Source organism: Serratia sp. CY31944 (assembly GCF_052169175.1).
Lineage (GTDB): Bacteria > Pseudomonadota > Gammaproteobacteria > Enterobacterales > Enterobacteriaceae > Serratia > Serratia sarumanii.
The window spans coordinates 38737-46046 of the sequence record NZ_JBJNLG010000030.1 but is presented as its reverse complement, the minus strand read 5'-3'; the positions used below and the strand labels follow the sequence as shown (position 1 = coordinate 46046).

The 7310-nt window shown below is 59.5% G+C and carries 7 protein-coding genes; 3 read left to right on the top strand and 4 right to left on the bottom strand.

The window, feature by feature from the left end; all coding sequences use genetic code 11:
* Positions 1-130 precede the first annotated feature (130 nt).
* The 3 genes from ACJ8IN_RS23465 to ACJ8IN_RS23455 form a co-directional block, all read right to left on the bottom strand.
* On the bottom strand, positions 131-697 hold the full coding sequence (locus tag ACJ8IN_RS23465) for a DinB family protein (protein WP_072269791.1): 567 nt from the start codon (positions 695-697) through the stop codon (positions 131-133).
* A gap of 69 nt (positions 698-766) precedes the next feature.
* Positions 767-1618, bottom strand: coding sequence for a PhzF family phenazine biosynthesis protein (locus ACJ8IN_RS23460; protein ID WP_308326113.1), 852 nt, complete (start codon positions 1616-1618; stop codon positions 767-769).
* Positions 1619-1654: 36 nt separating this feature from the next.
* Positions 1655-2284 (bottom strand): LysE family translocator, encoded by a 630-nt coding sequence (locus tag ACJ8IN_RS23455; protein WP_033636389.1) that lies wholly within the window; start codon positions 2282-2284, stop codon positions 1655-1657.
* 137 nt (positions 2285-2421) lie between these two features.
* Between ACJ8IN_RS23455 and ACJ8IN_RS23450 the strand changes: the two genes are divergently transcribed.
* From ACJ8IN_RS23450 to ACJ8IN_RS23440, 3 genes are all read left to right on the top strand, one after another.
* Positions 2422-3771, top strand: coding sequence for an aminotransferase-like domain-containing protein (locus ACJ8IN_RS23450; RefSeq protein WP_047570102.1), 1350 nt, complete (start codon positions 2422-2424; stop codon positions 3769-3771).
* Positions 3772-3932: 161 nt separating this feature from the next.
* Positions 3933-4427: a molybdopterin-dependent oxidoreductase gene (locus ACJ8IN_RS23445; RefSeq protein WP_033636391.1), complete on the top strand. Its 495-nt coding sequence runs from the start codon at positions 3933-3935 to the stop codon at positions 4425-4427.
* The gene (locus tag ACJ8IN_RS23440) at positions 4424-6208 is read left to right on the top strand and encodes an ATP-binding response regulator (protein ID WP_033636392.1); all 1785 of its coding nucleotides are present in this window, start codon (positions 4424-4426) and stop codon (positions 6206-6208) included. Before ACJ8IN_RS23445 ends, ACJ8IN_RS23440 begins: the two co-directional genes overlap by 4 nt.
* Here ACJ8IN_RS23440 and ACJ8IN_RS23435 read toward each other — a convergent pair.
* Positions 6198-7049 carry a helix-turn-helix domain-containing protein gene (locus tag ACJ8IN_RS23435; RefSeq protein WP_033636393.1) on the bottom strand — a complete coding sequence of 284 codons (852 nt, stop codon included), beginning with the start codon at positions 7047-7049 and terminating at the stop codon, positions 6198-6200. The genes ACJ8IN_RS23440 and ACJ8IN_RS23435 overlap by 11 nt on opposite strands.
* Between the last annotated feature and the right edge of the window lie 261 nt (positions 7050-7310).

The window sequence follows — 7310 nt, the reverse complement described above, 5'->3', positions numbered from 1 at the left end:
GATAAGAAGGACCAAGAGATCGAACAGCAGATGGAGCTGTTGCAGGATTAACTCGAAAATGGCCCCCTTTTAGGGGGCGTCGTGTAAAGCCACCTCCTCAGGAGGTGGTCTTTTACTTATCTCGCTCGCCTCACGGCGCCCGGCGGTAGTGATCGCGAAGAAACACCGGCAAATCGTTCGCCGGCGAAGCGAAGGGCACCTGATAGAGCATATCGCCGACAAAACCGCGATGATAGGTCGCGTGGTTGACGACATGCAGCACGATTTCCTGGCGCGTCATGCGGCCTTCCCCCCCGCCGACGAATTCGAACTGCACCACCTGCGCCAGCGCCTCGGGCGACCAGTTATCCACCTGTTCGATATACCAGTGGTCCATTTCCTCCACCGCACACCGCAGAGCGTCAAGCGCGGGCGTTTGCTCGGTGTTGCGCGCGAGGTAGCCATGTTTTCGACCTTGCAGGTGGTGCCTGAAGATATCGTCCACCACATAGACATGATTCAAGGTATGCACCATATTGCCAAAACGGGTCGGCCGCGGCCGCAAGGCTTCACCGGCCGGCAAAGACATTACGGTGTCAAAGGTCAGCGCATTCGCCCACGCTTTGTAACGTACCAGCATTTTCAACGTATCGATGACCGTCGTCGGCTGAGTGATATCAGCTTCGACGGGGGTATCGTTTTGTGGCATCGCAAACATACTGTTCACTCCTTATCATCGGATGAAAATCGATATTCCGTTCAGCCGCACACAGTGCGGCGACGCGTTCTACGCCGTGCCAATCCCTTGCAACCGCCCTTCGACCTGAATGCGCGTATTGCCGCCCACCCAAATCCGGCCACCCTCGTCGCGGGTGATATGCACGTGCCCGTTGCGCCCACGACAGCGGCCCTGAGCGGCAATATATCCGCCGCTGACCACGCCGCTTGCGAACAACCACTGGGCCAGGGAGGCATTGAGACTGCCGGTGACCGGATCTTCGACGATAGCGCCAAGATGATCGCTCAAAAAAGCGCGCACTTCGAAGGCTGCGTCACCCTCGGCATGTGGGCCGACGACGCCAATGTCCACTCTGCGCGGCCAGCTTCTCGCCGGCGTCAGGGAAAGTACCCGCTCGGCGCTGGCCAGCCGGATCCCCAGCCACCCCGGGCCATTATCGATCCAGGCGGCATCGAGCACCTCATCAGACGCGATCCCCAAAAACCGCAACGCGTCGGCCAACGTCTCTCCTGACGGCGCCCCGGAACGAATCAACGGTGGCGCGGCAAAACACAACCGCCCTCCCTCGCGACGAATGCTCACCAATCCTGCTCCGCACTCCTGGATGATCTCCGTCTCGTTGCTGGGTGCCCCTCCCATAACGAGCCAGGCATGGCAGCTGCCCAACGTCGGGTGCCCGGCAAACGGCATTTCACGATCCAGCGTGAATATTCGCACCCGGTAATCCGCCTGCGGGTGCGTCGGCGGCAGTAAAAAGGCCGTCTCCGACAGGTTGAACCAACGCGTCAAGCGCTGCATGTCCTCCGTCGACAACGCTCCGGCGCCCGCGATCACCGCCAACGGATTGCCGGCGAGTGGCCCGGCGCCAAAGACATCCACCATCTGCATGCCAAAAACCATCGCCTCTCTCCTCAGGTTAACGCCGGGCGTGCATGATTACCCCCGCGATATCAACAGCTCCAGGCCCACGCAAGCGAACAGCAGCGCAAGCATTCCTTCAATCCAGCGCCTCACCCGGGTATAAAACGCGATCATCGGCGCCGTTGAGAACAGCAGGGCATACCCCCCGAAAATCGTCACGCCGAGCAACGCACAACCGCCGATAATCGCCGGTAAAACGCCTTCAGGCGCCCCTTGTCGCAAACCCAGCGACATGATCGCCATCCAGGACATGATGGCCTTGGGATTACCGAGATGCATCAGCACGCCCTGCCGATACAACTTCCGATAAGATCGCCCGCCATCCCCTGCCGCTATCCCTGTCGAGACGGGAGACGCCCGTAATGCGGATTGGCCGGCGCGCAGCGCCAGATACAGCATATACACGCCGCCGACAATTTTGATGGCCCACAGCGCCTGCGCATACGTGGCCAGCACGGCGGAAAGGCCGGTCGCGGCCAACAGTGCCCAGCACAGCGATCCGGTCACCACCCCGGCAGCCAGCGCCAGTGCGGGTGAGCGGCCGTCACGCATCGCCACGCCCATGATCGCCATGTTGCTGGGGCCCGGACTGGCGGTTGCGAGAAGATATGCACCATAAACCAACGCAAGCTGACTGACATTCATGGAAAAACTCCGCTGACCCGCCTTGCGGCCGAGACGTTGTTGAAAACTCAGGGACTCTTCACCAACATAGTATGTGTTACACTTTTCACCTATTTAAATAGTGTCACGTGACACTATTCATTTTTCGGAGCATCACCATGCGGCTTCAATCGCCCTGGCAACCTCGCCTGGCCAATGCGGAAGTCACCACCGTCGAGCGGCTGGTGTTGGCGTTAGGCGACGACATTATCGAGGGTAAATTGCAGGGTGGCGATCGTCTGCCGGCTCACCGTACGCTCGCCTGGCAATTAGAGATCGGTCTGGGCACGGTGACCAAAGCCTATGCCATCCTGGAACGACGCGGGTTGGTACGCAGCGTGAAAGGCCGCGGGATGTTCGTGGCGATTCGCCACGCCCGTGAAAAACGCGAAATCGATCTTTCGTCCAATGCGCCGCCGGCGGTGCTGACCGATCGTTTGCTGGCGCGCACGCTGGCCAGCATTGCGCGGAAAATGGATGCGGATCATCTGAACCTCTATTCCCCTCCGACCGGGCATCTGGAGCACCGACGTTTGTTGGCCCGCTGGCTCGAAAACGTCGGCGTCACGATCGAACCGTCGAATCTGGCGCTGACCAGCAATGCCCGTCAGGCGATTTCACTGGCTTTTGACCTGGCCTGCGGGCCACGCGGGACGATACTGACGGAGAGAATCAGCTATCCCGGCGCGATCGCGCTGGCCCGGCGCAAAGGCCATTGCTTGATCGGTATCGATATCGATGCGCAAGGCATGGTGCCGCAAGCGCTGTCTCGCGCGCTCGAGCGTGTCTCCTGCGGCCATACTGCGGTCTATCTGACACCGACGCTGCATAACCCGACAACGGCCACCATGAGCGCCGAGCGCAGGCAGGCTATCGTCGAGATATGCCGGCAGGCGAATGTCTGGATCATCGAGGATGGCGTGTATGCCTTGGGGCATTCAGCAACGCCTGCGCTCGCGACATTGGCACCCGAGCGGGTGTTCCATGTCAATGGCCTGTCGAAAACGCTCGGCCCGGGGTTGCGGATAGGTATGCTGACTCTGCCGCCCGGCATGCAAAACGCGGCGGAAGAAGCCTTGCAAGATATGCCCTTCGCGCCTTCGCCACTGTCTTGCGCAGTGGTGGGGGAGTGGCTGTCCAGCGGCGCGGTCGAGGCGATACCGCAAGCGTTGCGCCATGAGGCTCAGCGCAGAGTGCATCTGGCCACCTCGATATTCGACGCCGGCGAATGCGTATCGCATCCCGACGCTTATCATGTCTGGCTGCCGATGCCGCGCGAAACCGCCGAGTCTGTGGCCGCCGCCGCCGCATTGGCCAACGTAAAAGTGACGCCGCCGGACGCCGTGATGGTGGACCGCGACGAACGGGCAACGGGCATTCGCCTGTGCCTGGGTTCCTCTTCGCTGGACGAGCTAACGGCAGGCCTGACACAGCTGGCGCAGCTGTTGAAAGCACATCGGAACGGCTGACAAACGGAAGGGAAAGGTTACGCGCACGGGTCGACCGGTTCAGGCCTGTTCTTTTTGTGCGGTTTACTATTCCCTTCGCGCCCGCCTGCTTTTTCTGCCATTATTCTGCCTGATAAATTAGCGGGACTGATACAACCTCCCCGCGCCTCTGGAGAACACCGATGCTGTTCAAACTATGCAAAACCCTTGCGATGGCCTGCGTGGCCCTGATTATCGCCCAGAGCAGCGCGCTCAGCTTTACCCTCGAAGTGGCGGGCAAGATCGACAACGTGACCGACCCGGTCAACAAAAGCTATCTGTTCACCGATAAGCAGCTGTTGGCGATGCCGGTGCGCAGCATCACCACCTCCACTTCCTGGACGCCGCAGAGAAAATTTGAAGGGATTTCGGTGGCCGATATCCTGGAGCGCGTCGGCGCCAAGGGCGAAACGCTGACCTTCTATGCGCTGAACGACTATTACATCGACGTGCCGCTGTCCGACGTCAAAAAGTACAACATGATCCTGGCCTACAAGATGGACGGGGAAATGCTGAAGCTCAGAAACTTCGGACCGCTGTTCCTGGTTTACCCGCGCGACGCCGCCGGGCCTGAACTGAACTCGCCGTTGTACAACTCGCGCTTTATCTGGCAAGTGGACAGGATCGTGATCAAATGAAGCTGACGACCTTTAAGAACGGCAGCAGGCTGGCGATCCCGGCCATTTTCGCCGCGCTGTTTTTAGTGGCTTCGACCGTCACGCTCTATTACTACAGCGCCACCCTGTCGAAGAAAGGGCTGTATGCCATCGCCGGCACGCAGGAGAACTACTCCTGGTCAATCGCCAAGTTCTCCATCAAGCTGGCGGAGTTCGACACGCTGGTCGAGCAGCAAAGCCACGCCGCGCAGGTGGACAACGACAACCTGCGGCTGCGGTTCGAAATCCTCTATTCGCGTTTTTACGTGCTGGAAACCGTCTCCGAATCGACCCAGCCGCTGTACGCCGAGCCGGGCTACCCGGAAGTGGTCAAACAGATGCGCCTGCAGATGGATCGCATCGATAAGCTGCTGAGCAGTCGGAAAATCGACTTCGGCCAGGTTTCCGCGGCCATGAGGGCCATCAAGCCTTACGCCATCGAAATGGCCAACCTGACCGACCACGCCGAGGTGAAGCAGCGCACCGCCGCCTATGAGGATTACATCGAGAAACGGCACATTATTTTCTATGGGCTGGTGATCGTCATGTTCTCGGTGATCGCGCTGATCGCCATCACCCTGATCGTGTTCCGTCAGCAGCGGCTGACCATTCGCCAGCAGGCCAAGGCCATCGAGGCGGAGAAAGCGACGCGCACCAAAAACGCCTTCCTCGGCGCCATCGGCCACGAGCTGCGCACCTCATTGCAGAGCGTGATGTCGGCCATCGACGTGCTGGTGAATACCCGGGTGTCGGCTGAGCATGCGGACACCTTCCAGCGGCTGGAGACCGCCGCGCAGCAAATCGAAAGCCAGATGAAAGATCTGACCGACTACGCGCACCTCGACAGCGGCATGATGGAATTGCGCATCGTGCCGTTCGACGCGCAGAAGCTGATCGCGGAGACCGCCAACGAAATCGCCACCCTGACCCGCAAAGAGCAGGTCAAACTGAGCTGTGAAGTGGAATGCAGCCACCTGCTGGTGCACTCCGATCCGCTGCGCATCCGGCAGATTATCGTCAACCTGCTGACCAACGCCTACAAGTACACCGAAAGCGGCAGCATTACGCTGCACAGCTGCCTGCGCCGCCAGCCGGGCGGCAGTTCGTTGATTATCGAAGTGACCGACACCGGCATCGGTATCGAAAAAGACCAGCTCGATCAGATCTTCAAGCCCTTTACCCAGTTGGATCAGTCGCATACCAAGCAGTATGCCGGCGTCGGGATGGGGCTGGCGATCGTGCATGGCCTGGTGACATTGCTCGACGGCACCATCACGGTGTACAGCGAAATCAAGAAGGGCAGCACCTTTATCGTCAGCATTCCGGTGCAGATCAGTGAAGACGAACGCGCCGACGCGCCCGCCGCCGCCAATGCCTCTCTGCAGCAGAAGCCGCAGCAGGTGCTGGTGGTGGATGACAACAAGTCGGTGGGTGACGCCTTTGCGGCGCTATTGGACAAGCTGGGCTACCAGCACGAACTGTGCGACTCGCCGGAGCGCGCACTGCAGAAGCTGCTCAGACGCCCTTACGACGCGCTGTTGCTGGATCTGCAGATGCCGGGCATCGACGGCGCCGCCCTGGCCAGGCAGCTGCGCAACCGCCGCGGCCCCAACCGCCATGTGCCGATCATCGGCATCAGCGCCTACACGCCGGAGCAGCTGACGGCGGATCAGCGCGCCCTGTTCGATAACTACCTGATGAAGCCGGTTCGGCTGGATGCGCTGTCAAACGCACTGGCCGAGGTGTTCCCCGCTAAAGATTAAAACAGCGTTGCAGTGCGGCTTCGATCACATGGAGCCGCACCGGCTTTTCATAAGGGCCGAGCACGTCGTACTCGCGCATCGCCTGAGCGATTTCCGACTCGCGTCGGTCGGTGCCCAGTTCGCCGGTCAGCACCAGTACCGGCGCGTCCGGGTTGTCGGAGGCGCGGATGGTGGCGATACAGCGATCCGCCGTTTCCTCACCGATCAGCCAGTCCACCACGTAGCCGTCGAACAGGCTTTGCTGCAATGCCTGACAGAAACTGTCGACGTCGTAAAACGCCACCGCGTTGAAGCCGCAGCCGCCGAGATACTTGGCCAGCTCATCGGCCGCCTGATGCGAATCGTCCAATACCGCGATGCTCAGCCGCTCGTCGTCGCCGAAGCCGGGCCGGATTTCGATCAGATCGACGCCGTAACGCGGGCCTGCCGGTGCCTCATCGGCTCGATAGATACGCCACTGCCCTTCCACGCGCAGCGCCACAAATTCCGCCGGCCGCCCGGCAGGAAGCTCATCGCCAATGTGCCCGACGCAAGGCATCGCCACCCCCGCCACGAAAAAGATGGCATCGCGCGCCATATTTGGCTCGGTGGTCTCGTGTTCGGCGCTCAAATCGGCGATCGCCGCCGGCGTTTCTCCCAACGCGGCCGCGACGCTGTTGATCTGTTCCAGCGTCCAGGGGCTTTGCCCTTTCAGTTTGCGGTGCGCATGTGAAAAACTCAGATCCAAGATGCGGCTGAGCTCGCGGGCATGCTGACGTTTTCCAATCCCGTAATGTAAAAACAGCTCCCTGACCCGATTGGCAATCGACTGTGAATCGAATTTTTGGTGATTGTTATCCATTTGTTCCTTCGATTTTTTTTACTGATTTATCAGTCGTTTTGATTATTTCCGCTGAAAAAGCCACATCTAAAACTGGCATCTCATGCAATTATGCGTTAAAAACGTTGCTTGACATACCATGTTGCATCGTCAAACATGGTATCAAAAGAGACATACAGCAATACACTATAAAAAATAACACCAGCACGTTTTTTAATAATAACCATAGTAACACCAGGGAAAATTTGTTCCGTTGCCGCTACTGAGACGATGAGCACATCG